General features: G+C 68.6%; 29 protein-coding genes. 6 read left to right on the top strand and 23 right to left on the bottom strand.

Features of this window, described 5'->3' with window-relative positions; genetic code table 11:
* The first annotated feature begins 275 nt into the window (after positions 1-275).
* Positions 276-1,934 carry a PA14 domain-containing protein gene (locus ACFY10_RS29840; RefSeq protein WP_390668298.1) on the top strand — a complete coding sequence of 553 codons (1,659 nt, stop codon included), beginning with the start codon at positions 276-278 and terminating at the stop codon, positions 1,932-1,934.
* Positions 1,935-2,020: 86 nt separating this feature from the next.
* Here ACFY10_RS29840 and ACFY10_RS29835 read toward each other — a convergent pair whose 3' ends face one another.
* The 5 genes from ACFY10_RS29835 to ACFY10_RS29815 form a co-directional block, all read right to left on the bottom strand.
* Positions 2,021-2,470: a heat shock protein transcriptional repressor HspR gene (locus ACFY10_RS29835; protein WP_266518527.1), complete on the bottom strand. Its 450-nt coding sequence runs from the start codon at positions 2,468-2,470 to the stop codon at positions 2,021-2,023.
* A 5-nt stretch (positions 2,471-2,475) separates the two neighbouring features.
* Complete coding sequence (gene dnaJ / locus ACFY10_RS29830) at positions 2,476-3,654, bottom strand: molecular chaperone DnaJ (RefSeq protein ID WP_390668297.1); 1,179 nt, start codon at positions 3,652-3,654, stop codon at positions 2,476-2,478.
* Between the two features lie 57 nt (positions 3,655-3,711).
* Positions 3,712-4,371: a nucleotide exchange factor GrpE gene (gene grpE / locus ACFY10_RS29825; RefSeq protein ID WP_390668296.1), complete on the bottom strand. Its 660-nt coding sequence runs from the start codon at positions 4,369-4,371 to the stop codon at positions 3,712-3,714.
* Positions 4,368-6,212, bottom strand: coding sequence for a molecular chaperone DnaK (dnaK, locus tag ACFY10_RS29820; RefSeq protein ID WP_390668295.1), 1,845 nt, complete (start codon positions 6,210-6,212; stop codon positions 4,368-4,370). Before dnaK ends, grpE begins: the two co-directional genes overlap by 4 nt.
* Before the next feature lie 96 nt (positions 6,213-6,308).
* Complete coding sequence (locus ACFY10_RS29815; protein ID WP_390668294.1) at positions 6,309-7,343, bottom strand: MraY family glycosyltransferase; 1,035 nt, start codon at positions 7,341-7,343, stop codon at positions 6,309-6,311.
* A 231-nt stretch (positions 7,344-7,574) separates the two neighbouring features.
* Between ACFY10_RS29815 and ACFY10_RS29810 the strand changes: the two genes are divergently transcribed.
* Positions 7,575-9,857: a (Fe-S)-binding protein gene (locus ACFY10_RS29810; RefSeq protein ID WP_390668293.1), complete on the top strand. Its 2,283-nt coding sequence runs from the start codon at positions 7,575-7,577 to the stop codon at positions 9,855-9,857.
* 74 nt (positions 9,858-9,931) lie between these two features.
* On the opposite strand, the gene ACFY10_RS29805 is transcribed toward ACFY10_RS29810, so the two are convergent.
* The gene (locus ACFY10_RS29805) at positions 9,932-10,258 is read right to left on the bottom strand and encodes an antibiotic biosynthesis monooxygenase family protein (protein WP_390668292.1); all 327 of its coding nucleotides are present in this window, start codon (positions 10,256-10,258) and stop codon (positions 9,932-9,934) included.
* Between the two features lie 101 nt (positions 10,259-10,359).
* Between ACFY10_RS29805 and ACFY10_RS29800 the strand changes: the two genes are divergently transcribed.
* The 3 genes from ACFY10_RS29800 to ACFY10_RS29790 all read left to right on the top strand — a co-directional run bounded on the left by ACFY10_RS29800 (position 10,360) and on the right by ACFY10_RS29790 (position 14,371).
* Complete coding sequence (locus tag ACFY10_RS29800) at positions 10,360-11,649, top strand: FG-GAP repeat domain-containing protein (RefSeq protein WP_390668291.1); 1,290 nt, start codon at positions 10,360-10,362, stop codon at positions 11,647-11,649.
* A 181-nt stretch (positions 11,650-11,830) separates the two neighbouring features.
* Positions 11,831-13,312 carry an FG-GAP-like repeat-containing protein gene (locus ACFY10_RS29795; protein ID WP_390668290.1) on the top strand — a complete coding sequence of 494 codons (1,482 nt, stop codon included), beginning with the start codon at positions 11,831-11,833 and terminating at the stop codon, positions 13,310-13,312.
* An 84-nt stretch (positions 13,313-13,396) separates the two neighbouring features.
* Positions 13,397-14,371: a YIP1 family protein gene (locus ACFY10_RS29790; RefSeq protein WP_390668289.1), complete on the top strand. Its 975-nt coding sequence runs from the start codon at positions 13,397-13,399 to the stop codon at positions 14,369-14,371.
* A gap of 411 nt (positions 14,372-14,782) precedes the next feature.
* Here the strand turns inward: ACFY10_RS29790 and ACFY10_RS29785 are convergent, their stop codons facing one another.
* The 16 genes from ACFY10_RS29785 to ACFY10_RS29710 form a co-directional block, all read right to left on the bottom strand.
* Positions 14,783-15,316, bottom strand: a complete 534-nt coding sequence (locus tag ACFY10_RS29785) for a DinB family protein (RefSeq protein ID WP_390668288.1) — start codon at positions 15,314-15,316, stop codon at positions 14,783-14,785.
* A 475-nt stretch (positions 15,317-15,791) separates the two neighbouring features.
* The gene (locus ACFY10_RS29780; RefSeq protein WP_390668287.1) at positions 15,792-17,210 is read right to left on the bottom strand and encodes a recombinase family protein; all 1,419 of its coding nucleotides are present in this window, start codon (positions 17,208-17,210) and stop codon (positions 15,792-15,794) included.
* A gap of 126 nt (positions 17,211-17,336) precedes the next feature.
* On the bottom strand, positions 17,337-18,737 hold the full coding sequence (gene repSA / locus ACFY10_RS29775; RefSeq protein ID WP_390668286.1) for a replication initiator protein RepSA: 1,401 nt from the start codon (positions 18,735-18,737) through the stop codon (positions 17,337-17,339).
* 4 nt (positions 18,738-18,741) lie between these two features.
* The gene (locus ACFY10_RS29770) at positions 18,742-18,930 is read right to left on the bottom strand and encodes a hypothetical protein (protein WP_390668285.1); all 189 of its coding nucleotides are present in this window, start codon (positions 18,928-18,930) and stop codon (positions 18,742-18,744) included.
* A complete protein-coding gene (locus ACFY10_RS29765) occupies positions 18,923-19,165 on the bottom strand; it encodes a hypothetical protein (RefSeq protein ID WP_390668284.1) in 243 nt (80 codons plus the stop codon). Before ACFY10_RS29765 ends, ACFY10_RS29770 begins: the two co-directional genes overlap by 8 nt.
* 5 nt (positions 19,166-19,170) lie before the next feature.
* The gene (locus tag ACFY10_RS29760) at positions 19,171-19,353 is read right to left on the bottom strand and encodes a hypothetical protein (RefSeq protein WP_390668283.1); all 183 of its coding nucleotides are present in this window, start codon (positions 19,351-19,353) and stop codon (positions 19,171-19,173) included.
* Between the two features lie 94 nt (positions 19,354-19,447).
* Positions 19,448-19,666 carry a hypothetical protein gene (locus ACFY10_RS29755; protein WP_390668282.1) on the bottom strand — a complete coding sequence of 73 codons (219 nt, stop codon included), beginning with the start codon at positions 19,664-19,666 and terminating at the stop codon, positions 19,448-19,450.
* Between the two features lies 1 nt (position 19,667).
* The gene (locus tag ACFY10_RS29750; RefSeq protein WP_390668281.1) at positions 19,668-19,973 is read right to left on the bottom strand and encodes a SpdD protein; all 306 of its coding nucleotides are present in this window, start codon (positions 19,971-19,973) and stop codon (positions 19,668-19,670) included.
* Positions 19,974-19,997: 24 nt separating this feature from the next.
* Entirely contained in the window at positions 19,998-20,153 is a 156-nt protein-coding gene (locus ACFY10_RS29745) for a hypothetical protein (RefSeq protein ID WP_390668280.1), read from the bottom strand.
* Between the two features lie 14 nt (positions 20,154-20,167).
* Entirely contained in the window at positions 20,168-20,356 is a 189-nt protein-coding gene (locus ACFY10_RS29740; RefSeq protein ID WP_390668279.1) for a mobile element transfer protein, read from the bottom strand.
* A 19-nt stretch (positions 20,357-20,375) separates the two neighbouring features.
* Positions 20,376-21,029, bottom strand: coding sequence for a DUF2637 domain-containing protein (locus ACFY10_RS29735; protein WP_390668278.1), 654 nt, complete (start codon positions 21,027-21,029; stop codon positions 20,376-20,378).
* 74 nt (positions 21,030-21,103) lie between these two features.
* Positions 21,104-21,283, bottom strand: coding sequence for a pRL2-8 (locus tag ACFY10_RS29730; RefSeq protein WP_390668277.1), 180 nt, complete (start codon positions 21,281-21,283; stop codon positions 21,104-21,106).
* A gap of 31 nt (positions 21,284-21,314) precedes the next feature.
* Complete coding sequence (locus ACFY10_RS29725) at positions 21,315-21,485, bottom strand: hypothetical protein (protein WP_390668276.1); 171 nt, start codon at positions 21,483-21,485, stop codon at positions 21,315-21,317.
* 5 nt (positions 21,486-21,490) lie between these two features.
* Positions 21,491-21,727 (bottom strand): hypothetical protein, encoded by a 237-nt coding sequence (locus ACFY10_RS29720; protein ID WP_390668275.1) that lies wholly within the window; start codon positions 21,725-21,727, stop codon positions 21,491-21,493.
* A 12-nt stretch (positions 21,728-21,739) separates the two neighbouring features.
* Complete coding sequence (locus ACFY10_RS29715; protein WP_390668274.1) at positions 21,740-23,059, bottom strand: FtsK/SpoIIIE domain-containing protein; 1,320 nt, start codon at positions 23,057-23,059, stop codon at positions 21,740-21,742.
* 2 nt (positions 23,060-23,061) lie between these two features.
* Positions 23,062-23,391, bottom strand: a complete 330-nt coding sequence (locus ACFY10_RS29710; protein WP_390668273.1) for a hypothetical protein — start codon at positions 23,389-23,391, stop codon at positions 23,062-23,064.
* A gap of 190 nt (positions 23,392-23,581) precedes the next feature.
* Here ACFY10_RS29710 and ACFY10_RS29705 point away from each other — a divergent pair, with 190 nt between their 5' ends.
* Positions 23,582-24,340: a GntR family transcriptional regulator gene (locus tag ACFY10_RS29705; protein ID WP_390668272.1), complete on the top strand. Its 759-nt coding sequence runs from the start codon at positions 23,582-23,584 to the stop codon at positions 24,338-24,340.
* Positions 24,341-24,879: 539 nt separating this feature from the next.
* Here the strand turns inward: ACFY10_RS29705 and ACFY10_RS29700 are convergent.
* Positions 24,880-25,056: a hypothetical protein gene (locus ACFY10_RS29700; protein WP_266582281.1), complete on the bottom strand. Its 177-nt coding sequence runs from the start codon at positions 25,054-25,056 to the stop codon at positions 24,880-24,882.
* Positions 25,057-25,761: the final 705 nt, after the last annotated feature.

Genomic DNA, 25,761 nt, shown 5'->3' with positions numbered 1-25,761 from the left:
CCTTCCGGACGCGGGCGCAACATGCGACCCAGATGACTGAAAAGCCAACGCGGAGCGGCCCCCAGGCGTCAAGCGGAACTACTTAACGAGTGCGCAACGCAACACTCCGCTGAGCATGTAAAGACATGGCGGAAAAGCCTCCAAAGGTCCTTTACGGACTCTCCATGCAACCGCAGGCAATCGAAGGGCAAAGATCCGTACAACCAACCCGATTCCTCGCGAGTCGTGATCACGGCAGTTTCCATCAGCCGTTCCCATCCCGACCAGAGGACCGAATGAACCCAGCCAGACCCACGACCGCCGCGGCCACGACCGCCGTCGTGCTCGCCACCGCGGCCGGTCTGCTCTCCGCGACGGCCGCCCCGGCCTCCGCCGCGACCACCTGCACCTCGCCCGTCTTCAAGCGCCAGTTCTTCGCGAACACGTCGTTCTCCGGCACCCCGACGAAGACCGACTGCGACTCCGCAATCGACCAGAACTGGGGTACCTCCGCCCCCGCCTCCGGCCTCCCGAAGGACAACTTCGGCGTCCGCTGGACGGTGACGAGGGACTTCGGCTCGGGCGGCCCCTTCGCCCTGCCGGTCGCCACCCAGGACGGCATCCGCGTCTACCTGGACGGCGTGCGCAAGGTCGACCTCTGGAAGAACGTGTCCACGACGGTCAGGAAGACCGTCAACATCACGATCCCCTCCGGCAAGCACACCCTCCGCGTCGACTACGTCAACTGGACGGGCACGGCGAACGTCTCCTTCGCCTACAAACCCCGCACCTCCGCCGACATCGACAAGGTCAAACCCCTTGTCCCGACCGGGACTTCGGTCTCGTACGACTCCGCGACCGGCAAGGCCGGGCTGACCTGGTCGAAGAACAAGGAGATGGACCTCGCGGGCTACCGCGTCTACCGGCGGCTCAAGGGCACGTCGTTCGGCGCTACGCCGCTCGCCACGACCACCTCGACGTCGTACACCGACACGACCCTGCCGGTGACCGGCGACACGTACTACTACGAGGTGCGTGCCTACGACAGGGCCGGCAACGTCTCGTCCGGCACCGCCGACCAGGCCGTCACCACCGTCGACCGCACCGCCCCGCAGCAGGTCACCGGCCTCACCGCACAGGGCACCACGGCGGGCAACACGCTCACCTGGCAGCCCTCCTCGTCGGCGGATGTCCACCACTACGAGGTGTGGGGCGCCCCGGAGGGGCAGCAGGATCCGGACGGGCCCGAGATCGTGCTCGGCGCGTCCTTCACGGACGTCACCGCCGAGACGGGCACGGCCTACGTCTACCGGGTGCACGCGGTCGACGGCGCCGGCAACGTCTCCCCGGTCTCCGACCCGGTGACGGCCACCCGCCCCGAGCCCAGCGGCACGCCCGCCCCGACCGGCCTCACCGGCACCCTCTACGACGACCGGACCGAGATCCGCTGGGATCTGCCCGAGGACGCCCCCCAGTACCGCGTCTACCGCCGCACCGACGGCGGCTGGACCGCCATCGGCAACCTGCACGGCAACGGCTGGGACGACCGCATCGCTCCGGCGGGCAAGGCGTCCTACTACGTCGTCGCCGTGGATGCCGGCACGGGTGCCGAGTCCGCGCCCTCCGCGGAGATCACCGTCGACCGGCTCACCCCGGCCACCGCCACCGGACCGGCCGCACCGCAGCTGACCCTGGTCTCGGCGGGGATTCCCGCCCGGCAGGCCATCCAGGTCACGGCCGCGCCCGGCGCGGGCGACGAGGGACGGGTCCTGAAGGGCTACTCCTGGGACATCGGCGGCGCCTGCGGCGACAGCGGCACCCGGCTGTCCACCACCGGCTCCATCTCCTGGATCCCGCCCTACAACGGACCGTGCACGGTCACCGTGTACGCCGTCGACGCCTACGGGCGCCAGAGCGAGCAGAGCTCGTCCCTGGAGTTCTTCGTCGGCCGCTGACCTCGTCCGCCGACCTGGTCCGCCGACATACGACAGGGGCCCGGAGGTTCAACCTCCGGGCCCCTTCGACTGCTTGATGCGACGGGTCAGTCGGACTGCTGCCGCTTCGGCCGCCACACCACCAGCGCGCTGGTCTGCTGCACCTCCTGGTACGGCACCAGATCGCGGCGGTACGACGCATGCACCGCCGCCTCGCGCTGCTGCATCGCCGCTGCCGCGCCCTCGACCGCCGACTGGAGTTCGGCGACGCGCTGCTGGAGCGCGGCGACCTGGTTCTCCAGTTCGATGATCCGCTTGATGCCGGCCAGGTTGATGCCCTCGTCCTGCGACAACTGCTGGACGGTGCGCAGCAGTTCGATGTCGCGGGCCGAGTAGCGGCGGCCGCGGCCGGGGGTGCGGTCGGGGGAGACCAGGCCGAGGCGGTCGTACTGACGGAGGGTCTGCGGGTGCAGGCCGGAGAGCTGGGCCGCCACCGAGATGACGTAGACCGGGGTTTCCTCGGTCAGTTCGTACGGGTTGCGTCGACGGCCGTCCATCTCTCTCATGCTCCCTTCGCGGCCTGGAACAGCTCCGCCCGCGGGTCCTCGCCCGCGGTTGCCTCGCGATACGCCTCGAGTGCGTCACGAGCCTTCCCCGTCAGGTCCGCCGGGACACTCACCTCGACGGTGACCAGGAGGTCGCCGCGGGTGCCGTCCTTGCGGACCGCGCCCTTGCCGCGGGCGCGCATGGTCCGGCCGTTGGGCGTGCCCGGGGGCAGCTTCAGGGTGACGGGAGGGCCGCCCAGGGTGGGGACCCTGACCTCGCCGCCGAGAGCCGCCTCCGTGAACGTCACCGGCACGGTGACGGTGAGGTTGTCGCCCTTGCGGCCGAACACGGGGTGCGCGTCGACATGCACCGTGACGTACAGGTCGCCCGCGGGGCCGCCCCGCTCGCCCGGTGCGCCCTTGCCGCGCAGCCGGATGCGCTGGCTGTCGGAGACCCCGGCCGGGATACGGACCTGCATCGTCCGGGAGGACTTCGCACGCCCCGAGCCCTTGCAGACCTCGCAGGGGTTCTCCGCGATCAGGCCGCGGCCCTTGCAGTCCGGGCATGGGTCGGTGAGCGAGAAGCCGCCGCCGGAACCCCGCGCGACCTGGCCAGTGCCGACGCAGGTCGGGCACACCCGCGGGTTGCCGTTCGCGTCGCCGGTGCCCGAGCAGGCCTTGCAGGGTGCCTGCGAGGACATGCGCAGCGGGACCGTCGCCCCCTCGATCGCCTCGGTGAAGCTGAGGCTGACCTCGGTGTCGATGTCCTGGCCGCGCCTGGGCTGGACCCGCGTGGTGCCGGAGCTGCCCCGGTTGAACAGGCCCCCGAAGACGTCACCGATTCCGCCGCCGAAGCCGCCGGAACCCCCGCCGCCCTGGGTGCCGCCTCCGAAGAGGTCACCCAGGTCGAAGTTGAAGGAGCCGCCCGCGCCGCCCGGACCCGGGCGGTAGCCGCCGTTGCCGAAGAGGGTGCGGGCCTCGTCGTACTCCTTGCGCTTCTTGGGGTCGCCGAGTATGTCGTTCGCCTCGGAGATCTCCTTGAAGCGCTCCTCGGCCTTGGCGTTGCCCTTGTTGGCGTCCGGGTGGAACTCGCGGGCGAGCTTCCGGTAGGCCTTCTTGATCTCGGCCTCGGTGGCGTCCTTGGGGACGCCGAGGACCTTGTAGTAGTCCTTCTCGATGAAGTCCTTGGTGCTCATCCCCGACGTCCCTCCTCTCTCATCGATACAGCGGTCGGTACTGCGATCGGTTCAAGCTCAGCCCTCGTCCGGGCCACCGCTCTCCTTGTCGTCGGCCGCCTCGGTCGCTTCTTCGGCCTTGACGGTCTGGGCGCCGGGCTGCGGTTCGGCGACGGCCACCCGCGCGGGGCGGATGGTGCGCTCGCCGATGCGATACCCGGGCTGCAGAATCGCCACGCACGTCGTCTCGGTGACGTCGGGCGCGTACGAGTGCATCAGGGCCTCGTGGATCGTCGGGTCGAAGGGCTCGCCCTCCTTGCCGAACGCCTGCAGTCCCATCTTCGCCGCGACGGTCTCCAGCGACTCCGCGACGGACTTGAATCCGCCGACGAGTTCGCCGTGGTCCCGCGCGCGGCCGATGTCGTCGATCACGGGCAGGAGCTCGGTCAGGAGGTTCGCGATGGCGATCTCCTTGACCGTGATCCGGTCCCGCTCGACCCGGCGGCGGTAGTTCTGGAACTCGGCCTGGAGCCGCTGGAGGTCCGTGGTGCGCTCTTCGAGCGCCTTGCGCACCTGGTCCAGCTGCGCCGTCAGACCGGCGATCTGTACTGCTGCGTCCCCGGCCGGGGCCGCCCCCTCCCCCGAGGAGGGGGAGGCGGCCTTCGGCTCGGCGTCTTCGGGGGTGGCGCCGGAGGGGACGTCGGGCTTCTCGTCGAAGCCCGGAGTCTCCTCCGTCACGCGGCACCGTCCTTGCGCTCGTCGTCCACGATCTCGGCGTCCACGACGTCGTCGTCGGCCTTCGGAGCCTCGGCGCCCGCACCGCCGCCCGCGGCGGCCTGCGAGGCCTGGGCGTCGGCGTACATGGCCTGGCCCAGCTTCTGCGAGACGGCCGCGACCTTCTCGGTGGCGGTGCGGATCTCGGCGGTGTCCTCGCCCTTGAGCGCGGCCTTCAGCTCCTCGACGGACGCCTCGACCTCGGTCTTGATCTCGCCCGGGACCTTGTCCTCGTTGTCCTTGAGGAACTTCTCCGTCTGGTAGACGAGCTGCTCGCCCTGGTTGCGGGACTCGGCGGCCTCGCGGCGGGCGTGGTCCTCCTCCGCGTACTTCTCGGCCTCCTGGCGCATCCGGTCGACCTCGTCCTTCGGCAGCGAGGAGCCGCCGGTGACGGTCATCTTCTGCTCCTTGCCCGTGCCCAGGTCCTTCGCGGTCACGTGCATGATGCCGTTGGCGTCGATGTCGAAGGCGACCTCGATCTGCGGGACACCGCGCGGGGCCGGCGGCAGACCGGTCAGCTCGAACATCCCGAGCTTCTTGTTGTATGCCGCGATCTCGCGCTCGCCCTGGTAGACCTGGATCTGCACGGACGGCTGGTTGTCCTCGGCGGTGGTGAAGATCTCGGACCGCTTGGTCGGGATCGTCGTGTTCCGCTCGATGAGCTTCGTCATGATGCCGCCCTTGGTCTCGATGCCGAGGGACAGCGGGGTCACGTCGAGGAGCAGGACGTCCTTGACCTCACCCTTGAGAACACCGGCCTGCAGGGCGGCGCCGATGGCGACGACCTCGTCCGGGTTGACGCCCTTGTTGGCGTCCTTGCCGCCGGTCAGCTCGCGGACGAGCTCGGCGACGGCGGGCATACGGGTGGAACCGCCGACGAGGACGACGTGGTCGATCTCGTTGATGGAGATGCCGGCGTCCTTGATGACGTTGTGGAACGGCGTCTTGCAGCGCTCCAGCAGGTCGGCCGTCAGCTGCTGGAACTGAGCCCGGGTGAGCTTCTCGTCCAGGTGCAGCGGGCCCTCGGCGGACGCGGTGATGTAGGGCAGGTTGATCGAGGTCTCGGTGGACGAGGACAGCTCGATCTTGGCCTTCTCGGCAGCCTCACGCAGACGCTGCAGGGCCATCTTGTCCTTGCCGAGGTCCACGCCGTGACCGCTGGCGAACTGCTTGACCAGGTAGTCGACGACGCGCTGGTCCCAGTCGTCACCACCGAGGTGGTTGTCACCGTTGGTGGCCTTCACCTCGACGACGCCGTCACCGATCTCCAGGAGGGACACGTCGAAGGTGCCGCCACCGAGGTCGAAGACGAGGATCGTCTGGTCGTCCTTGTCGAGGCCGTAGGCGAGCGCGGCCGCGGTGGGCTCGTTGACGATGCGAAGGACGTTCAGACCGGCGATCTCGCCGGCCTCCTTCGTCGCCTGGCGCTCGGAGTCGTTGAAGTAGGCCGGGACGGTGATGACCGCGTCCGTGACCTTCTCGCCCAGGTAGGACTCGGCGTCGCGCTTCAGCTTCTGCAGGATGAAGGCGCTCATCTGCTGCGGGTTGAACTGCTTCCCGTCGAGCTCGATCTTCCAGTCCGTGCCCATGTGGCGCTTCACGGAGCGGATGGTCCGGTCAACGTTCGTGACCGCCTGGCGCTTGGCGACCTCGCCGACCAGCACCTCACCGTTCTTCGCGAAGGCGACGACGGACGGCGTGGTCCTGGCACCCTCGGCGTTGGTGATGACGGTGGGCTCGCCGCCCTCCAGAACGCTGACGACGGAGTTAGTCGTGCCCAGGTCGATGCCGACCGCACGTGCCATGGTTGATTCCTCCAGCAATGACTTGAGTGGAACGGACTCAAGTGTGCACGACGCCCGCCAATGGGTCAACAGACCTGAGTCGCACAGACTCAACTCTTATCCGTTCCTTACACGCAACTGGCCGCTGACCTGCGTCGATTGCGTGGACACCGGCCGCCGGAGTCCGTACACAGGCACCCGAAGGAGCATGAGTACGACGACGAGTGCCACCCCTCCCACCCACAACACCCCGGACCGGGCGGTCCATCCGATGTGCATGAGGACCCCGACGAGCACCCCGGCGAACGCCCCGATGCCGGGCAGCACGGTCGCCCCCTGCGGGGTGAGCCCCAACCGCCGCAGCCGGTGGGCGACATGGTCGGGCCCGCCGCGCAGCAAGGGCCGGCCGGCCAGCCGCCGCGACAGGACCACGAGCAGTACGTCGGCGCTGGCCAGGGCGGTGAGCGAGAACAGCACTCCCGCACTGGGCGCGAGCCCGTAGCCCGCCCGGGTGAACACGGCCGACGCGGCGAGCACGAAGCCCGTGAACAGCGCCCCGCACGCGCCGAGCCCCACGCGCGCGGGCGGCCAGTTGTGCATGAGGAACCCGGTCAGTGCGGCGGCCAGCACGCTCAGCAGCACCGCGAGCCCGTCCATCACCTCGGCCGCCGCACAGGCGCCCACCCCGAAGGCGGTGAGGACGCCGACGGTCCCCGCGAGCGCGTCCGCATGGTCGAGCGCCTTGAACCCGACGGTGACGAAGACGATCCATCCGACGGCGAGCAGCCCGACCGGCACCCCGGTCTCCTCGTACGGCACGACACTGGCCGCCGCGACGGCCGTACCGGCGACAAGGACCCGCGCCTTGACCCGCCCCACGTCCGCGACGAGCCCGAGCGCCGCGACGGCACCGCCCGCGACGAGCAGCCTCCCCACTCCGGCACCGAGGGGCGCGACGCCGGTCCGGTCCATGGCCACCGCCACGGCACAGGTGGCGAGCACCACGGCGGCACCCCCGAGCAGCGGCACCGGCCGCTGCCGCTGCCGTCTCCGCTCGACGATCCCGAGGCGCAGCGCGGGCACCCGCAGCAGTGCGGTGAGCACGGCGGCGAGCAGCAGGGCGGTGGTGGCGGCGGCGATCCCGTATAGCACGGGTCTAAGTTAGGCGCAAATGTACCAATTTGGCATGAATAACACGATCGGATCACCCCAAGCCGTCGTCGGCCTTTGCCGTCGGCCTTCGCCGTCGACCCTTAAGGCAACCCTCAGCGATCCAGATCACTGCACTCCTGGCTACAGTGCGAAGAAAGATGAGGGTAGTCTCAGACGGACTGCATAAGTTACCGCTTAGTAATCTCCCTCGCAGGCCCGAGGAGCCCCCAAATGCAACTCGCCGCGATCATCGTGTCGCTGGTGCTGACCGTGGTCGGCGTTGCGCTGCTCGCACGCGCCATCGGTCAGTTCGTCCGGTACTTCAAGCTGGGCCAGCCCGTGCCCGCCGGCAGCCGGACCGACAACCCCTATTCGCGCAGCGTGACGCTGGCACGGGAGTTCCTCGGCCACACGCGGATGAACCGCTGGGGCATCGTCGGCTTCGCCCACTGGTTCGTGGCCATCGGCTTCCTGACGCTGCCGCCGACCCTGGCGCAGGCCTTCGGCCAGATCTTCCAGGCCGACTGGACGCTGCCGATCGTCGGCAACTGGCTGCCGCTGGAGATGTACACCGAGTTCATCGGCGTGATGACGGTGCTCGGCATCGTCGTACTCATCGCGATCCGCCTGTCGAACCTGCCCTCGCGCCCCGGCCGCAAGTCCCGCTTCGCGGGCTCGAAGTCGGGTCAGGCGTACTTCGTCGAGTACGTCATCCTGACCATCGGCCTCGCGATCTACGTGCTGCGCGGCCTGGAGGGCGCGATCCACCACGTCGAGGGCTACGAGGCGTCGTACTTCGCCTCGTACCCGCTGGTCCTGGCCTTCAAGGGCCTGGGCGTGACCGCGCTGCAGAACCTGATCTACCTGGTCGCGATGATCAAGATCAGCACCTCGTTCATCTGGATGATCGTGGTCTCGCTGAACACCAACATGGGTGTGGCCTGGCACCGCTTCCTGGCCTTCCCGAACATCTGGTTCAAGCGCAACGCCGACGGCGGTACGGCCCTGGGCGCCCTGCAGCCGATGACGTCGGGCGGCAAGCCGATCGACTTCACCGACCCGGGCGACGACGACGTCTTCGGCGTCTCCCAGGTCGAGCAGTTCTCCTGGAAGGGCCTGCTGGACTTCTCCACCTGCACCGAGTGCGGCCGCTGCCAGTCGCAGTGCCCGGCCTGGAACACGGGCAAGCCCCTCTCTCCCAAGCTCCTGATCATGTCCCTGAGGGACCACGCCCACGCCAAGGCCCCGTACCTGCTGGCCGGTGGCGGCAAGACCATGGAGGGCGAGGAGAAGGCCTCCGAGGAGCAGCTCAAGGACGTCCCGGCCGCGGCTCTCGCCGAGGCCGAGCGCCCGCTGATCGGCACCGCGGAAGAGAACGGCGTCATCGACCCGGACGTCCTGTGGTCCTGCACCACCTGCGGCGCCTGCGTCGAGCAGTGCCCGGTGGACATCGAGCACATCGACCACATCGTCGACATGCGCCGCTACCAGGTGATGATCGAGTCCGCGTTCCCGTCCGAGGCGGGCACGATGCTCAAGAACCTGGAGAAGAAGGGCAACCCCTGGGGCCTGGCCAAGAAGCAGCGCCTGGAGTGGCTCAAGGAGGTCGAGTTCGAGGTCCCGGTCGTCGGCCAGGACATCGAGGACCTCACCGAGGTCGAGTACCTGTACTGGGTCGGCTGCGCGGGCGCCCTGGAGGACCGCGCCAAGAAGACCACGAAGGCCTTTGCCGAGCTGCTGCACATCGCGGGCGTCAAGTTCGCGATCATGGGCGGCGACGAGAAGTGCACCGGTGACTCCGCCCGCCGTCTGGGCAACGAGCCCCTCTTCCAGGAGCTCGGCATGGAGAACGTCATGGCGCTGAACATGGCGTTCGGCGAGGAGCTGGACGACGACGGCAAGGTCGTCCCGGAGTCCGCCAAGCCGAAGTCGGCGAAGAAGATCGTCGCCACCTGCCCGCACTGCCTGAACACCATCGGCAACGAGTACCCGCAGCTCGGCGGCGACTACGAGGTCATCCACCACACCCAGCTGCTGCAGCACCTGGTCGACGAGGGCAAGCTGGTCCCGGTCACCCCGGTCGAGGGCATCATCACCTACCACGACCCCTGCTACCTGGGCCGCCACAACAAGATCTACACGCCGCCGCGCGAGATCATCGCCAACGTCCCGGGCCTCCGCAACGAGGAGATGCACCGCCACAAGGAGCGCGGCTTCTGCTGCGGCGCCGGTGGTGCGCGCATGTGGATGGAGGAGCGCATCGGCAAGCGCATCAACAACGAGCGTGTTGACGAGGCGCTGTCGCTGAACCCCGACATCGTCTCCACGGCCTGCCCGTTCTGCCTCGTCATGCTCACGGACTCCGTGAACGGCAAGAAGAACGAAGGCAAGGCCAAGGAGTCCATCCAGGTGGTGGACGTCGCCCAGCTGCTCCTCGAGTCCGTCAAGACCCCGGTCGACCCGGCCGGCGAGGAGGAGACGGAGACCGCACCGGAGCCGGAGCCGGTGAAGTAGTCCGTAGCTCTACGGCTGTATCGACGCCCCCATGTCCTCCGTGGACGTGGGGGCGTCGGCGTTTCCCGGCCGCTCTACGCGCCCTTCGGCCCCGCCTGCTGCACCACCTCGAAGGACCACAGGGTGGAGCCACTGGCCGCCGGCTTCGGCCGCTCCCCGCCCTCGCCGCCGCCCTGATGGGCGGACCTCATCGGCCCCTCCAGCCATGCCTGGAAGGACTTCTCGTCGCGCCACCGCGTGTACACGAGATAGGTGTCCGTCCCCTCGACCGGCCGCAGCAGCTCGAACCACTCGAACCCGTCGGAGCCCTCCACGGCATGGGCCCGCGACGCGAACCGCTTCTCGAGAACCTCCCGCTGCTCGGCGGGCACGGTCAGCACATTGATCTTGACTACGCTCATGGCCCCATCTTGAACCCCGCCCCGCTCCGAGCGACTGTCGCCCCACCCCGAACGTGTGCATCATTACCGAGGCGTTGTCGACGGTGCTGACGAGGTGGACGGTGCGCGTACGAAGAGGCGGGGCCGCGGCTGCGGCATCGGTGAGCGGCTGTCTCCTTCTCCTCGCCGCCTGCGGCCCCGGCGCCGACGCGGGCGCCGCCGAGCACACCCCCGTACAGATCGCGGACGCCCCGGCCAAGCTGCCGATCCCGCACGGCAAGGGCAGCAAGAGCCCCGACGACTTCAACGGCGACGGCCACCGGGACCTCGTCCTGGACGACCTGGTCAAGGCGCAGAGCCACGCCGACGACGCCGGCATCGGCATCGTCTACGGCGGCGCACACGGACTCGCCCCGGGGGCACGGCAGTTGCTCACCCCCGCCCGGTACGCGGCCCGCACCAAGGGCCAACTCCCCGCTGTCTTCGACGCGGAGGCGACCTGCGACCTGGACCAGGACGGCTTCACCGACCTGGTGGTGTCGACCGACCCGCCCTACGACGGCCAGGGACAACCCCCCGTCCCCCTCCAGCTCCTCTTCGGCTCGCCCACCGGCCTCACCCACGCCGCCCGCCTCACCGTCCCGGCCCGCGCCCGCCTCGGCAACGACTGGCCCGACCAGCCGGTGTGCGGCGACTTCGACGGCGACGGCGCCCCGGACCTGGTCCTGCACGCATCCGGCGGTCAACTCACTTATCTGCGCGGCCCGTTCAGCCGTAAAGGCACGCCGCACGCGGCCACCGCCCCCATCCCCTCCACCGGCGAGCTCCCCACCGGCCCGGCGGCCGACGTGAACCACGACGGCTACGACGACCTCGTTGTCCGTACGGCAGAGGGCAGCAGCAAGGTGTCGATCGTCCTCGGCGGCCCGGACGGCCCGACCCGCACCACGGTCGCCCTCCCGGAGGGCATCGACGTCGTCCTCGGCCGCTTCGGCCGGGGCAAGGCCCTCGACGCGGCGGTCGGCACGCTCGACGGAACGTCCCTGCGCTACGACCTCCCGACCCCCACCCGGGCCACTCTCGCCTCCCCCGGCACCATGCTCGACGCCGCCGACTTCGACGGCGACGGCCTGGTCGAACTCGTCTCCAGCGGCTCGGGGCTGAAGGTGTTCCGGGGCCGTACGACAGGTCTGTCCACGGCGGGCATGGTGACCGTCGAGCCTCCGGCGCAGGGCACGACCATGGTTCTCGCGGCCGGCGACTTCGACGGGGACGGGCGGGCCGACCTCGCGGTGCGGACGTACCGGGGCGAGACGAAGGACACCGTCGCCGTCTATCGGGGCGTGAAGAAGCGGCTGGTGGCCAAGGAGCCGACGGTGACCTTCTCCACCTCGGAGTTCCTGGCCGACTGACGCCGCAACAACCTCAGGAATTTACCGGTCTCACGTACAACCCTTACGCCCCACCGCAGGTCTCCTGATCGCCGACCGCCCGTGAACCCGAGGACAACTCCCGGCAAACACGGGTGGACGCGCACCCCATCGACTGTGGATGCCCGCCAGGCATCCCCCGCATGCCGCAGGAGAAACCCGCATGCACAAGCCTCTGCGACTCGCCCTCGCGACGGCCGCCGCCGTCGCTCTGACGGGCGGTCTGCTCACGTTCTCGGCCGTGAACGCCACGGCCGCGGACTCCACACACGTCCCGAAGGCCGACTTCAACGGCGACGGGATCGGCGACGTGGCCTTCTCCGCCTCCGGCGCCTACGTCGGCGGCCACAAGAACGCCGGCCAGCTGGTCGTCCTCTACGGCACCGCCACCGGCGTCTCCTCCGCCAAGCGCTCCACGATCAGCCAGAACACCGCAGGCAGCCCCGGCACCGCCGAGACCGGTGACGCCTTCGCCTCGGACACCGCGTACGCCGACTTCAACGGCGACGGCTACGACGACCTCGCGGTCGGCTCCCCCGGCGAGGACGTCGGCAGCGACGTCGACGGCGGCGGCCTCGCCATCCTGTGGGGCTCGGCCTCCGGCATCACCGGCAAGGGCGTCACCGTCGCCGACCCGGCCCCCACCGCGCACGACTACTGGGGCAAGAACCTCGCCGCCGGCGACTTCGACGGCGACGGCAAGGCCGATCTGGCCGTCGGCAGCTCGGCCTCCACGATCTACGTCTTCAAGGGCGGCTTCAACTCCTCCGGCACCGCCGGCGGCCGCTACACCGTCAAGCCCGCCATCCAGAGCGGCGGCGACGCGAACGGCCCGCTCAACCTCACCGCCGGAGACGTCAACGGCGACAAGCGCACCGACCTGGTCGTCGACGGCTTCGAGACCTCCACCGACTACGGCTGGAACCGCAACTACTACATCCCCGGCACCGCGAGCGGCCTGAGCGTCGCCTCCGCCCAGGTCCTCAAGCCGGGCGTGATCACCGCGATCGGCGACATCAACGGCGACGGCTACGGGGACATCGTCACCGGCGCCCAGTGGGACACCACCACCAGCGACGGCACCGCCATCCCGGACTCCGGCAAGGGCGGCAAGGTCTGGATCACCTACGGCTCCGACGGCGGCCCCCTCACCACCGACTCCACCGGCATCACCCAGGACACCGGCAACGTCCCGGGAACCGCCGAGGGCAAGGACTGGTTCGGCTACGAGCTCGACCTCGGCGACATCAACGGCGACGGCTTCCTCGACCTCGCGATCGGCGTCGCCGGCGAGAACATCGGCAGCGCCGTCAACACCGGCGCGGTCACCGTCCTCTACGGCACGTCGAGCGGCCTGAACACCACCTCCGGCGCCCAGGGCTTCGCCCAGAGCGCCCCGGGCGTGCCCGGCAACGACGAGAACGACGACATGTTCGGCGCCGACGTCAAGCTCGACGACGTCACCGGCGACGGCAAGGCCGACCTGGTCGTGGGCTCGTACGAGAACGACGGCAACGGCGCGGTCACCTACCTGCCCTCCGACGGCAGCGTGATCACCACGACCGGCTCCCGCGCGATCTCGCCGAGCACCTCGGGCGTCTCGACGACGGGAACGCCGTCCTTCGGCGCCAACTTCGCCGACTGACCCACCCTGTACGGGAGCCGGGCCCTCACCCTCGGGCCCGGCTCCTCCTTCTCCCTAGGGGTCCCCTTACCGTCCCCTTAAGGGATGTCACAGCTCGGCAGCAAAGCCGGGCCCGAACCGCCGGGCCCGGCACCTCACTCTCCGGGAACAGGTACGTTCGAAGGCGTGGCTGGATTCAGGATCGGACGCGGCGCCCGGAACAGCGGCGCTCCGCAAACGCGACCGCAACAACCCCCGTACGGACAGCAGGGCCCGTCGTACGGCCAACCCCCGGCGCCGCAGCCCCACCCCGGGCAGCAGCGCTACGGGAACGGCGGCGGCCAGTGGCCGCAGGGCAACGGCGGTGGGTACGGCGAGCCGGAGTACTTCGGCGACGGCGGCGCCTACGCACCGCAGGGCAACCCGGACCCGTACGCGGCCAACAACCCGGGCCACACCCAGGCGTTCACGGTGGGCGAGGACCCGTACAACCAGGGCGGCACCTACCGCGCGGGCTCGACCCCGGCGGCCCCGGTGGGCCCCCGCCTCCACTGGAAGGACCTGCTGAGGGGCATCATCCTGTCCCCCACCCAGACCTTCCTCCAGATGCGCGACTACACGATGTGGGGCCCGGCCCTCATCGTGACGTTCCTCTACGGCCTCCTCGCGGTCTTCGGCTTCGACGGCGCACGCTCGGACGCGATCAACGCCACCCTGGCGAACGCGGTACCGATCGTCCTGACGACGGCCGTAGCGCTGGTCCTCTCGTCCTTCATCCTGGGCGTGGTCACCCACACCCTGGCCCGCCAGCTCGGCGGCGACGGCGCCTGGCAGCCCACGGTCGGCCTCTCCATGCTGATCATGTCCCTGACGGACGCGCCCCGCCTGGTCTTCGCCATGTTCTTCGGCGGCAACGCAACCTTCGTCCAGGCCCTGGGCTGGGCAACCTGGGTAGCGGCAGGCGCATTGCTGACAATGATGGTCAGCCGCTCCCACGACCTCCCCTGGCCAAAGGCCCTGGGCGCCTCGGCGATCCAGCTGATCGCCCTGCTGTCGATCGTGAAGCTGGGCACGTTCTAGTACGACCCCAGTACGACACAAAGGGCTCCCGGCACACCACCGGGAGCCCCTTTTTGCACCGTCCCAGTGCCACTCAGGCGTCGAGAACCTGCCCGGTCCGGTTGATCACGGGCGGTTGGACGGACCAAGGGTCATTGACCGCATGAGGAACATCACCGAAGGTGAGACACCGCAGGTCGGAGGGATGTGACCTTGTGCAGAGGAGCCCGGCACGAGGCCGGGCCTTCCTACAGTCACAACGGCGAGGTCAGCGCCAGACGGGCTCGATCAGGCTCGGATCGAACTTCCGCGGCCCCTTGCCAGCGGGGTGGATCAGTACGGCCGACAGACTGTGCAAGACCCAAAGCCGCTCCGTAAGTTGTTTGGCGGTCCGGACGGCGTTAATGGCCAGGCCCGAAGGTGTGAGGGGACTCAGCTCTGCATACTGCCGTCGATCAGCTCGCGGATGACGTCCGCGTGGCCGTTGTGTTGGGCGTATTCCCTGATCATGTGCATCATGATGCAACGCACGTCGAGATCCCCAAATCGGTGGTGCGCGCAAACATCATCCAGTGAAACCCCGGCGAAGATCTCGCGGCTGCGCTCGCAGGCGGCCAGGTAGCGCGCGACGTCCTCAGCCAGTGTCGCGCCGTCGTCCAACAGGAAGTCACCGTCCCTGCGCTTCGGCCAACCGAAGGGCGCGGGTTCCTCGCTCTGCTTGATGACACTAATAAACCAAACAAACTCGACCTTAGTGAGGTGTCGCACCAACCCGTGCAGGGTGGTGCGGGAAGGAACGACACGCCTGGCAGCCTGTTCCTCGGTCAACCCATCGAGCTTCCTCAGCAACTCGGCGCGATGGTAGTCGAGCCACCCGGCCAAGGCCTCACGTTCAGGCGCGATGGTGCGCAGGTCGACGGACTTGAGCGGCGAAGCGAAGGTCTGCGGCCCAGAGGCGTCACTCATGGGCGCATTCTCGCAGACGAGGTCAACGCCCGATCCTGATAGGGAAATCTCGCTGTACAGCAGAGAAATACGGCAGCCACAGCAACCCTCAGGAGCCGAACGACTGCCTGTATGAACTCCGTTGACCGATCTCGTAGAGCTACGGATCAGAAGGTCAAATACAGGAGGCCCCGGTGATCACCGAGGCCTCCTGCACGCAGGTCAGAGCGCTTCTTTGGACGGCGTGATCGGCTCGCCCAACTTCCGTACTGGAGGCAACACACTCCAGGCTGACTTGACTGAATGAGGGTAGTCACCGGCTCCTCATATCCGCAGGTCAGCGACGTACCGCCCTGATCGAAACTGATCAAATCTGGGCTGCCGGCTTCGGGCTGACCTTGTGGGCCGCCACCCGACGTCTGCGAGCCCAAACGCAAGCACGCGAGGCCGGCAGATGCACAGCCTCGCGTCCGTGGTGAGTGGTGCGTGAATCAGGTCAGCGCCATACCGGCTCGATCAAGTTGGGATCGAACTTGCGTCTCCCCCTCCCAGCGGGATGGATCAAGACTGCCGAGAGGCTATGCAAGATCAACGCTTGCTGGCGCTCAAGTGGAAGCAGCAGGAAGTCTTCGACTGTATCCACACTCAAAGGCGCTGCCTGCTGCCGCTTCTTGCTGAAACGCCCCCGTTCCACCTTCAACTCATCACGCCGCCGCTCCAAGTCCGGCAGGAGCTGGAGCAGGGTCGACACGGTGATCTCTTTAGCCTTAGCGGCCCGGGTCAGGGCAGCGATGTCCGCCTCGACATCAGCCAGCTGGGAGGCGTTGGGCCACGGTTCGGCTTCTTCCACTGTGGTGCTCGCGGCCCTTGCACGCTGCTCGGCAAGGACGAGGCTGATGACGAACTCATCGACGGCTTCCCCGGCGCGCCCCACCCCACCGCAGCCGCCATTCACGACGGAGCACTGATAACTGAACCTGGGGCTTGTCGAGTTCGCCTTGCGACGCCTGTTGACCTGGCCTCGAATCTTGGCGTGGCAGAGGCCACAGCGAGCGATGCCGGAAAGCAGATACTTCCGAGCGAGAGATCGACCGGGGTAGTTGCGCTTGCGCTCTGCAACCACGGCGCACACCGCTTCCCACTCTTCAACGGTGTTGATCGTCTCCCAATCGCCGATGACCGGTTGCCCGTCGTCGTCGAGGACGATCTCACCTCGGTAGGCGCGGTATCCGCACAGGCGCGGATTGGTCAACATGTGTTCGACGAGGTGGTGAGGGAGCCGAGTCGTCCCCTCACGGGCATGGCCGATCCCTCGCCGCTGCCAGTCCGTACGGATGGTCCCGATCCGTACGCCGGCAAGCACCTCTTGCTGAGCAACGCGGATGTGCTCTGCGGCAACGGGATCGACCTTGCGTCCACCCTTCAACCACCCGTAGGGAGCCGGACCACCGCTGGACTTCCCCTGTCGCGCCAGCTCAAGGTGCTTGCGCTGAATGCGGCGCGATGCGTCGTGCGAGGACTTGTTGGCGAACGCCACCATCACACGCGCCATGGTCCGGCCATCAGCCGTGCCCAAGTTCACGTCGTTCGTGACCGTGGCGAACACCAGCCGCTTTCGGCCGTCGTACAGGTCGATGAGGCGTTCAAGGTCTTTCGGCTGACGGGCGAGCCGATCAAGGTCGTAAGCGACCACCCCATCAACCAGCCCGTCCGCCAAGTCGCTCAGCATCAGCTCGAACTCGGGCCGGCGAACATTCCGCTTGTAAGCGGACACGTCGTTGTCCTCATAAGCCTTGGCCACGGCCCAGCCGCGAAGATCCGTCAAGCGTTCGCAGTCCACGCGTTGACGTGCGACCCCGAGGCCCTCGCCCTCGTCATCCCGAGAGATTCGCGTATAGATCGCGACTTTGGGCACCACAGCTATGCCCTGCCTTGCAGGACGAGGAGACGCTGCACCCACTGTTCATCCCTCGCCGGGGCCTGGCGGAGGTGCTTCGCGATCCACTCCTCTTTCGTCATCACGGCCTTTCGAGACTTCTGCTCAGTCTTGCGAGTCATCGAGGTCACCTCCGTTCCAGTCAGCGAGCGCTTCACGTGCGGTTTCGCGGTTAAGTTCGATGTCGCGGCGGATGGTGGCGGCGAGCCAGGATTCGCCGGGGGTGTGGCCGTGGCCGGCGTAGGTCCAGTGGGCGAGGGTGAGCGTGGTTACCTCCGGGTTCTCGTCGGGGTCGGGCAGGCCGAGGGCTTCGCGTTGTTGGGCGGCGCGGTAGTCGGCGCGGACCTGGCGCAGGGCGCCGAGGGTGGTGGAGTATCGGCGGGACTTGGTGGAGAAGTGGCCGCGGAAGCCGAGCATGTGTGCCCAGTCCCGCAGCTTGCGGTCCGGGTAGAGCGGGTGCAGGTCGAGGCACGCCGCGATTAGCCGGGCGGGGTGGTCGGGCACGTCGAGCAGGACCAGGGCCTCTTTGTTGCCGATCCGGCGGTCCACGGTGCCGGTGGTCTCGGCCGCCTTGGTGGCGTACTTGGCGACGTAGGAGGCAACGGCCTGTTCGGTGATGTCTTCGCCGTTACCGAAGGCGCGGATCTGCCGGACGTCGAGTTGCCTGCCCCAGCGCAGGACGCGGGCGGGCTGGTCCCCCGCCGGGGGAACGTCGACCGTGACGCGTTTGGCGGCGGCGCGGATCGCGTCGGTGAGGAGCTCGAGGGTGGCCCAGGCCGGCGGAGGATCGTCGGGCCCGCCGGGGCCGTCGAAGCGGATCACGGCATGGAAGTGGATGCCGCCGCGCTTCTGGTATTCGGCGACCTTGCCGAAGGAGACCCGGGAGTGTTCCCGGGCGTACTTCTGCGTGACACCCGCCCGCTTGGCGATCTCGCGGCGCAGGTAGATCGTGAAGTAGCGCCACAGGTCGGAGGCGTGGTTGTTCCACAGCACGGCGCCCGCGTAGTCATACGCCTCGGGGTCGAGCGGGGTGCCGAGTTCCGGCGCGTCCTCGGGGTGCCGGACACCGCAGCGGCAGGGCCGTGTGCCGGGGCGGTTGTGGACCGGGCCGAACGAGGGCGCGGTGAGGGTGGCGAAGACGCGGGGGTGGTCGCGGATGGTGTGCGGGGTGCCCTTGTCGGGGTCGCCGACGAGGCCGGCGCGGATGAGGTGGTAGGTGTCTCCGGCGTAGGTCCAGGCGCAGGCCGGGCAGCGGGAGGCGCGGCGGTTGCCGCACGCGATGCGGAGCATGCCGCCCGGCTCGGTGTCCGTGGAGTACGCGTGCAACACGGTCTTGGTCGCCGGGTCGATCGTCTTGGTGGCGCCGATGAGGCGGATCGGGTCGGAGCAGCCGCCGGTTCGCTTGATCTGGTCTTGCCAGCGGTCGAAGTCGGCCGAGCCGGCCACCCTCAGCACATCGGCGAGGGTGGCCGCATCGAGGCCCGCCATGGTGGCGGTGTCGGTCACAGGGTCACCTCCGGTTGTGGGCGGGGCCGTGGTTGGCGGTGTAGCCCTCGACCAGCGCCTTGACCTGGTCGTCGCCCTTGCCGGTGGCGCTGGCGCCGCAGTGGCAGACGGCCGATGCGGTGGCGGGGGCGGACGGGGACGGCTTGCTGACGTGCAGGCCCGGACGCTCCGGGGTCGGGGTCAGGTCAGCCACGGTCGGTCACCTCCGCCGTGTCGGTGGCCATGGCGTCGAGTGCGCCGGCGGCTTCGGTCGCTGCGGTGGCCAGGTTGCGCAGGGCCTGGGAGGTGCCGAGACGGGCGATGAACGCGATCTCGACGACGGCGCCCCCGATCCGGAGGCTGACGAAGGGGTCCTTGCCGTCGGCGAAGGGCGTGACGCGGAAGCGGGTGTCCGGCTCGATGTGGGCCGTAGTGGTGAAGTTCTCCACGGTCGTCACCTCCCGATCCGGGCGAGGTGAGCGGCGCGGGCGGTGTGGCCGGTGCCCTGGCAGGCCGGGCAGTCGACGCGGAGGGTGACGCGGGAGCCGTCGTCGTCGCGGGTGCCGGTGTCGATGGCGGCGGCGGCGAAGCCGTCGCAGTCGCGGCAGACGGACGTGTTCGGGGCGTGCTGGGGCATGATGGGGCTTCCCTTTCGGGTCCGTTGGATCTGGAAGAGGTGCAGGCGCCCGGAGCGGCGGAAGTTTGGCGACCGAGGCCGCTCCGGGGGCCGTTTAGCGGCGGCGGGAGTAGCCGTGGCCGGCGGGCGGGTAGGCGTCGGGGTCGCCGCAGTCGTCCGCCAGGCCCTGGGCGTTGGCCGTGGCGAGCAGCGAGCCGGTGACGACGTGGGTGAAGTCGTCGCTCTTGCCTGCGATCAGGTCCACGCCGATGTCGTCGAGCATCTTCTGAGTCAGCTCTCGGTCTGCCTTGACGGGGTTACGGAAGAGGCCCATGTCAGTGCTTCCTTTCCTGGTTGACGAGCGAGCGGAGAACGACGGCGGTCACGGCCACGGACATGCCGGTGATGGCGACCGCGAGGAGCATGGAGACCAGGACCGCGCCGACGACGAGGACCACGGCGGTGCCGCCACCGACGAGGACGAGCGCAGTGCCGGGGGTGATCTGGAGTGTCGGCCGGTTCGAGGTCCGGGCGACCGGAGCGGGCGCCGACGTGACGGGAGCCAGGGACTGAGAGGCCGGGGCCTGTTCGACGGTGGCCGGCGGGGCGGTGTCCTGGGGCGGGTACTTCGGGGTGAACACGGGTGATGTCCCTTCCGGTGCGGGCTACTTGACGACCGAGCCGACGACGGGGCCGAGGAAGCTTTGGGCGATGAGGTAGCCGCCGAGCAGGAGCAGGACCACGAGCCAGACCGGCGGGCGGGTGAGCTTGACGCCGAGCCATCCCACGACGATCACGGCGAGCCAAAGCGGAATGCCCATGACAAGATCTCCTTCTAGGCCTTGCAGCGGTGGGTGTTGGCGGCGAGTTCCGCACCAGCTCGGTCGGTGTAGTCGGCCGAGAAGCCGCAGCCGGGGGCGGTGCAGGCGGCGGCGTGCTTCTCGCGGCCACGGCCGTCGTTGTAGGTGGCGACCTCGACGGGGCCGATACGGCGCCGATCACGGAAGCGGCGGTAGGCAGTCACGGGCGAACTTCCTTTCTTGTCAGGCGAGTTGAAGGTGTGCGGCGATTGCTTGGGCCATCGGGGCAGGCAGTTGGAGGCGGGCCGACAGGGCGTCCGCGGGCATCGGAGTGCCGGTGGCGACGCGGTGGGCGTCGGCGATCTTCCGGGCGTGGTCCAGCAGCGCGACCGGAACGGCCGGTGCGTCGACCGGGGGTGGTTCGGGCGTAGCCGGGGTCAGCTCCGGCACCGGGGCCGGGTCGGCTTCGTCGGCGCGGTGCATCTCGACTTCCGGCGCGGCCGGTTCGTCCACAGGCTGTACGGGAGCGGTCGGTTCGGCCGGTGCGTGGACCAGCAGGGTGCCGCCGAGGAAGGCCAGTGCGGGCCAGCCGGCGACGAGGATGCACAGCCAGGCGGGCACGTCGTGCAGGTCGAGGAGCCCGGCGGTGGCGATGTTGGCGCCGAGCGAGGCACACAGCGCAATGACGAACCAGGTCCACGCGGAGCGGTCCCGGCGAGCCGTCCGTAGCCGGCGCCAGGCGGCGACCAGCAGCAGATCGACCGAGACGGGGTAGGCCCAGGCCTTCCAGCCGGACTGTCCGGCAGCGGCGGCAAGGTCGTGCAGGTGGGCGAAGGACAGGGCGCCGGCGATGACGGCCTGAATCAAGACGGCATCCGCGCGGATGGTGCGGTTCATGGGTTGCACCTCCTTCGGGCGTTGAGCCGGGGGCGGGGCGGGGATCGATCTCCGGCCGCCGGGCCCCGGCGCGGTCAGTGGCGGTCGATGCCGGGGTGGCCGTTGAGCATGTGGTCCACGCACTGCGGGCAGTCCCCGCGCTGGCCCCTGTGCACCTCGGGGTCGTGGGCGTGCCTCCAGCACTGCGGGCACTCGCCCTTGGGCGTGACCATGGACGATTCAGCGGTACGCGGCGACGTTCCGAACAGGCCCATCACGGGCTCCTCTCGTGTGTGCGGTGGATGTTCAGTCCTGGGGCTTTTCACCGGAGCCGAGGCAGGTCAGGCAGATGCCCGCCTGGCGGCCGACGGCGCGGCGCTTGCGTCCGACGTGGACGGTGCGGGAGACCTCTCCGGTGCCCTTGCAGGTTGGGCACTTCGCCGGTTCGGCGGGCGCGCTGGTCTTGGGCGCGGCCATGGCGATCAGACGTCCTCGTCCAGGCGCGGGTAGCCGTGACCCGCAGGCGGGTACTGGCCGTCGCCGAGGGCGCAGCACTCGGCCTCCAGGGCGCCGGCCACGACCCTGGTGAAGTCGTCCACGACCAGGCCGAAGTGGAGATCGTTTTTCAGGGTGTCGTAGAGGTAGCCGAGTCGGAAGTTGTCGTCTCGCTCCTGCGGGGTGAAGCCGAACTCATCCCGTTCGGCGCGGTGCTGATCCATACCGGGGTCTCCCTACTTGACCAGTGACGGAGCATGGGCGGACGGTGCGGAGACGGCGGGCCGGAACGGTTCGAGGAACGGCAGATCCGGCACCAAGTGGTCGAAGTCCCGGCAGACAGCGGCGACTTCCTCACGGGAGATCTCGGGGGTGCGGATCCGGCACCAGCCGCCGGCCGCATCGGTGGCCACGGCCAGGCCAGGGCGGTTCGCGGGGATCACGCACGCAGACGGCACCGCGGTCGGGGCCACGTCCTTCAGCCCCATCTCGGCGGTTTCCTTGTCGTTGACCCGGTGCACCACCCGTCCGGTCAGCTGAGCACGGAGCATGGTGGCGCCCTTGCCCAGGTCGGAGCCGAAGCGCTGCCCACAGATCTCCAGGTAGATGCCGACCGCACGAGCCATCTGCGCCAGCCGGATCAACGCGGTGACGATCCTGGTGCGGCGGTCCTCGTCCTCCTTGCGGGAGATCAGGAACAGTTCGGCGATCTCGTCGACCAGCACCACGATCGGCGCCGGCCGCAGATCCTCCGGCAGTTCCCAGATGTCCGAGACACCATGGAGTTGCAGCAGGTCGAAGCGGTCTTCCATTTCCGAGACCAGGACGTCGGCCAGCGAGGCGGCATCGTCCGGGTTGGTCGCCAGGGCCGACAGGCGCGGCGCGTACGCGGACTGTTCCACCCCGCGCTTGCAGTCCATCCCGACCAGGGCCACCGGCAGTTGCGCCAGCCCCTTGATCAGGTTGCGCTGGAAGGTGGACTTGCCGGAGTTGTTCGCGCCCAGCGTCAGGGCCATGGGGACCTGGCGGTAGTCCCGCTCGAACGCGGTCCCGTCATCGCGCAGCGCGACCGGCACCACCAGGTCGTGCGGCTGTGCCTTGCGCGGCATCCGCACCCGGCGCAGCACGTCGTAACCGGTCATCCGCAGTTCCACGAACCCCGGCTTGGTCACCTTCACGCGCACGGCGTGCACACCCCAGGCGTGCCGCAGCCGCTCCGTGGAGGCGATCACGTCCGCCGGTTCCAGGCCGGCCGGAAGCCGCAGCGTGACCCGCAGTCCGGTCATGGTGCCCCGCATCCGGCGGATCTTCGGCGCGACCGGCTGCACCTCGCGGCGGGCGACGTTGCGGGTCATGAACGCCCGCAGGCCGGACGGCTGCACCGTCAGCCCGCACACGTCCATCGTCGAGCGGTAGGAGAAGCTGAACCGGGCCCACGTGCTCGGCAGACCGACCAGCGACCAGTACGCGCGCGGAGCACGGTACTTCGCGTAGCCGACACCGCCGGCGCCCGCTATGGCTCCCGTGGCCTCAAGCCACGTCGTCAGGTCGGCCATGATCAGGCCGCCGGGGTGATCGCGACGGCGCGGAACGAGATGCCGTGGCGCTTCTGGCCGTTGAACTCGTTCTCCCAGTCACGCGCCTTCAGGCCGATGACCTTGACCGGGATGCCCGGCACGAGCCCCTCAGGGAGACCGGTCTCCGGCACGGTCACCTGGTAGAGGTTCCCCTCCCCCTCGTCCGAGACAAGCAGCCCCACGGTCGACAGGCTCGCGTTGGTCTCACGATCCACGGCCCGCTCACCGGTCTTCTTGTTGACCATCTTCGGTTCCGGCGCGGTCGCCACGAACACCACAGCAGTCGAAGTGTCGATCTTGAACGACGGCATAAGCACATCCCTCAGCTCTCGGAGGCCACCTGGTCGCGACCTCTCTAGACATCTCCAGTAGGCCACACGTCTCTAGAGACGTCAAGAGAATCTGTCTAGAGATGTTGAGGGGCCGAGATTGGGGCTACACGACAGGGCGGGCGCCGTACCTATGGCCTAGGCTGTCTAGAGAAGAGGGGAGGGCTCCCGAATGACCACCACCGACGACGACCGTCGGCCGAAGTACCAGCGGATCGCGGACTCTCTGCGCGAGGCGATCCAGTCGGGCGAATACGGTCCCGGTGATCGGCTTCCGGGAGAGAACGACCTGATGGCCGCCCATGGCGTGGCCCGCATGACAGCGCGTCAGGCTCTGAGCGTCCTCAAGGACGAGGGCATTGCCGAGTCCCGCAAGGGCGCCGGCGTGTTCGTGCGATCCTTTCGCCCTCTGAGGCGCCGAGGCATCCAGCGGCTCTCACAGGAGCAGTGGGGTAGCGGCCAGTCCATCTGGGCTGCTGACACCGAGAACCGAACGCTTGAGGTAGATCAGGTGGCGGTGTCGGAAGAGGTGGCACCGGACGGCATTGATCGCGTGCTGGACCTGGCCGACGAGGAAACCGTGTGCGTGCGACGGAGGCGGTATGTCCTGGATGGGAAGCCCGTCCTCCTCGCCACGAGTTACCTCCCCACCTCGATGGTTGCAGGCTCAGCCATCACGGAGGCAGATCCGGGGGCCGGCGGGATCTATGCCCGTCTTGCCGAACTCGGGTACAAGCCAGTGCACTTCCGCGAAGAGATCCGCTCACGCATGCCCACGAAGGAAGAGGCGGCACAGTTGGGCATCTCCGCAGGTACGCCCGTGATCCTCATTTGCCGGACCGCGTTCGCAGACGAAGGGCGCCCCGTCGAGATCAACGAAATGACGCTCGATGCCGCCTCCTACATCCTTGAGTACGACTTCGACGCGTAGTCCAACGCAAGCTGTTACAGGTTTCTCTACCTCATCAAGCCCCGGCTGCGCTCCGCTCCGCCGGGCGCGCTCCCGGCTCCGCTGCGGGCGCCGCTCCTGCCTTCGGCCCGCTCCGCCCGCGCTGCGCCGACGCGCGCCCACTGGTGGGTAGGGCCGGTGGCCATGAGTCGATCACCGCATAGCGCGGCCACGGTCAGAACAGTGCCTCCGGCGGGGGATCGGCCGGCACCGGGATGGAGGGGCGCCGTCGCCGACTGCGGTCCGTCGTGGCGGAGGCTGGGGGCCTCCCATCCCGCACACCATCGACCCAGGCAGAGCCGAGCAGACGCGGCCCCTGGCGTCCAGGTCGTTCGTACAGTGGCGCGCTCCACCTGGACGCCAGGAACCACGTCCGCTCCACGGTGTGTGGGTCGACGGCGTACGGGATGGGAGCTGGGGAGAGTGGTGGGCGGAGGAAGAGTCCGACTGTGCCCCGCCTGGCAAGCCGCGGCATCCTCGCAGAACCCGGGTGCGGCTAGTTCACCCAGCCCCGCACCGTCTCACGACCCGAAGATCACTTGCAGAACGATGCCGACGAGTGCCAGCCCGGGGAGCGCGGCGATTGCCAGACACAACCAGGATGCCGCCTTCGTAAGCCGCGTTCCGTGCTCCCGCAAGACCGCGAAAGCTGTCAACGCGACGCCGACCACGACAGCGGAATAGAAAAGCGCGGCCATGGCTCACCTCCCCAGTCCGCGAGACTCTAGCGCCGGGCAGCGCTCAGCAAACACGCAGGTCTGCGTTATGCCCGGTCAGGCCGAATCTGCAGACGCGATCTTCCAAACTGGTGCTCCAAGACCCGGGCAGCGCGCTTGACTGAGTCTTTGAGACTCCGCCGACCTCACGCGATCGTAGCGGCGAGGCCACACTCTGTAACACTGATACCCCGGACCTCGCTGTACTGAGCAGAAGCGGGAAACGGAAAAGGTGCAAAGTGGCAGATATACTCTTTGTAGTGCTCTTATTACTGTTCCTCATTGCACTCGACAGGAAAAATGAGGGCAAATCGCGCTTTTTTTACATTTGCCTCACCTTCCTGACGCTCTATCTGGGGTTTGTCGTCCTCAATACGATCGTTGACTAGGGCCTACGATCTTTGCTGTATAGAGAAACCTCCAGGGTCGTCGCTGGGCCGTCCGAGGAAGACCGGTGGTGACAGACGATGGCAACTGGCCACACGTCAGCTACCTGCCCCCTGAAGCACGGTTCACGTGCCGTGGACCATCTATGGACACGCCCCGCCAACGCAAGAGCCCATGGAGCCCTGACCGGCTACTTTCCCTGAGACCGAAGGGGCCTCCGGAGCCGTTTCTCCAGGGGCGTAGATCGGCGATGTCAGCCGCAAGCGCCGCCAGCGAGCCGTGCCACTCCCGTGCCAGAAC

The sequence above is a fragment of the Streptomyces sp. NPDC001401 genome (assembly GCF_042895385.1).
Taxonomy (GTDB): domain Bacteria; phylum Actinomycetota; class Actinomycetes; order Streptomycetales; family Streptomycetaceae; genus Streptomyces.
Note: the sequence above shows the minus strand (reverse complement) of the source record. Positions and strands in the feature narration are given on the sequence as shown.